This window comes from Haloferula sp. (genome assembly GCF_049672945.1).
GTDB lineage: Bacteria > Verrucomicrobiota > Verrucomicrobiia > Verrucomicrobiales > Akkermansiaceae > Haloferula.
This window is the reverse complement of the sequence record NZ_JBATWY010000057.1, coordinates 1-2,382: the sequence shown is the minus strand read 5'-3', so window position 1 is coordinate 2,382 and position 2,382 is coordinate 1. Positions and strand designations below refer to the sequence as shown.

Annotated in this window: 1 protein-coding gene; it reads right to left on the bottom strand. The window is 59.6% G+C overall.

The window, feature by feature from the left end; all coding sequences use genetic code 11:
* Positions 1-108: 108 nt before the first annotated feature.
* A complete protein-coding gene (locus WBG04_RS05120) occupies positions 109-2,361 on the bottom strand; it encodes a hypothetical protein (RefSeq protein WP_424313305.1) in 2,253 nt (750 codons plus the stop codon).
* Between the last annotated feature and the right edge of the window lie 21 nt (positions 2,362-2,382).

The following is a 2,382-nucleotide window of genomic DNA, read 5'->3' as shown; positions in this document are numbered from 1 at the left end:
GACCAGCACCACATGTTCCCGGACCGCCTGCATCGATTCCGGCGGAATGGAAGCGGCGAAGGATTGGCTCAGGGTGAGGATGGCGATGGCGAAGATGCGGATCATGGATTACCAGACGGGTTCGAGGGATTCGGCGGGCACGAAGTAAACCTCGTCGCCGAGCTGAAGTTGGAGGTGGGTGGCCTCAGCTTCAGCGGGAAGTGGGGCGATGATTTCGCCAGACCTCAGTGGCGCGCGTTCCTGGGCGAAGCGCCCGGGAGCGACTTCAAGCATGACTTCCTGGACGGCGACCATGTAGCGGCCGGGGGCGTAGGCAAGCGAGTGGCGCAGGAACGCCGAGCCGATGGCGACGGACGCCACCAAGAAGGCGGTGATCGCCGGCCAGCGTGGAAAGCGTTTTGTTAGAATGCGCACGGTAACGAGGAGAAATCCGAAGATCCAAGCGGCTGCCGCAATGATTGCGATCTGGTCGGGCCGCAGCTCAAGGTAGCGCGAACCCGGAGCAGCGGGGTCGCCGATTCGCTCGCGAATTTCCGCCATCAGGTCGTGGGCCTCGGGGTAGAAGGGGTCGAGCAGCAGCAGGTGATGGCAGACGGCGCGGGCACGGTGAGGCTGATTGTCTTTCATTAACTCACGAGCGAGCCGGAGTTGGTGAGATGGCTGCTCTGGTTCGGCAGTTACAAGTCGCCTGGCCTCGGCGAGTGCCGGACTGTCCTGAGCGGCAGCGGGCGATGGGGCCAGAAGGATCAAGGCGAGGAATAAGCAAGTGAGTCGGCCTAACAAGGGTGCGAAGTCACGAGGTTTGAAGGAACTGCTGCGCGAGCCGAAAGACGAGTTGGCGTGTTCAGCAATCCCTTCGGCAAGTTCGGGATGATCAGACGTGAGTGCCTCCGCAACTTCGGTGGCTGATGCTCCGGGAGGCAGACCACTGTATTCTCGCAAAAGCGGTAGCATCTCGTCGTCGATGATCGCGGTCTCCTGATTCTCGGTTTGGTCCTTGAGACGAATCGACAAATTTCGAAGGCGCTTCATCAGAATTCTGCGAGGCGACAGTTGGCGGTTCCGTGCACGGCTTAAGAGAAGTCCGAGAAGAGGCAGCAGAGGTGCCACGGTAGCGGCGAGCAGCAGGCTTCTCGGAAAATTCATTGCCAGCGGGCGGACGACTGCGGCTCGCAGTGGGTCTGCCACAACGGCTGAACCAGCTTGATCCACAAGCTTCCCGAAGCCGCTGGTGACGGGGTGTGAAACCCATTTTCCTGCGACCGTGTCGAAGGTCGCCAAAGACAGAGCCGGGAGAGCGGCTGAGTCTTGGATGGGGAGGAGGCGTTGGGTGAAAGTGCCCCGGTGGTAATCGATTTTCGAATTCTTACCTTCAGTGAGCTCGGTCTGAATCGAGCGAAGCTGCGGGGTTGAGAAGTCGGGTTCGACGAAGCTTGCTGGGTCACCGCGTCCTTCGAAATCGACGATGATTGAGAACGGTTCGCCTGGTTCGGGAGACTCTGGCTCAAGGCGACCTTCCAACTTCCAATCACCGATCAAACCGGATTTTTTTGCCTGCTTGCTAGTGAGGGGAGGCAGGGGGCTCACGGGGATCACCTTGTTGAAAATCTGTGTCCGATTGGGATAATCGCCGGACCGTACTGTTGAGGCAATTTGTAGAGAAACTTCGTCGGCTTCGGGCGCGACAGTGAAGAAAGTCTTCGAGCGATTGACCGAGACTTTCTCACCCTTGTATTCGGACGACGATAGCGAGCTATGGGCGCGCCCCATCCCGAATGCTCCGGTCCCGATCGGTGCCAGTGGGGTGTTGTGTTGGGCACCGCTTTTGACATGAAGTCGGAATCTTCCGCCATGAATGTCGAGAGTCGGCACAAGGAACTTCGGACGGCCAAATCGCCGCGGAGAGATTTGCAGGATGTCGACGTCGACTTGCTGGCCCTGCCAGAGACGATCAGGCGTAGAGGCTCCACCGTTCCAGAATACGGCAAGCTGAGAGGTCGACTCCGGGGCGGAGTTCGCCTCGGCGACCAGTGGTGGGCAGCGAAAAAGAAGTCGATCATTGCCGATACTCAATGGCACGGGAGGTAACTCGAATGAACCCGGCCTAAGCGGGAGAATGTCGATCTCCAGCCGATGAAGTGGATTTTTCGTGTCGGGGCGGAAGCTGCGATGGGCGAGCATTCGAACGCGGGCGTCGTCGGGCAAGGAACCTGCGACCTTGATCGGCTCAGCGGCTGTTAGAGTGAGCGTTGCTTGGCCCTCGGCATGGATGGCTGGCGGGTCGACAAATGTGTACTCCGCCGCTTGGCCGGGAGCTACGAGCAGCAATGCTGTCAGGAAGATGGAGGGAAGTCGTGACATCGCTCAGTGGTCTGGGAGGGG

Excerpts from the sequence above, each read along its gene's own strand:
- WBG04_RS05120 (WP_424313305.1), bottom strand. The coding sequence starts at position 2,361 with ATGTCACGACTTCCCTCCATCTTCCTGACAGCATTGCTGCTCGTAGCT.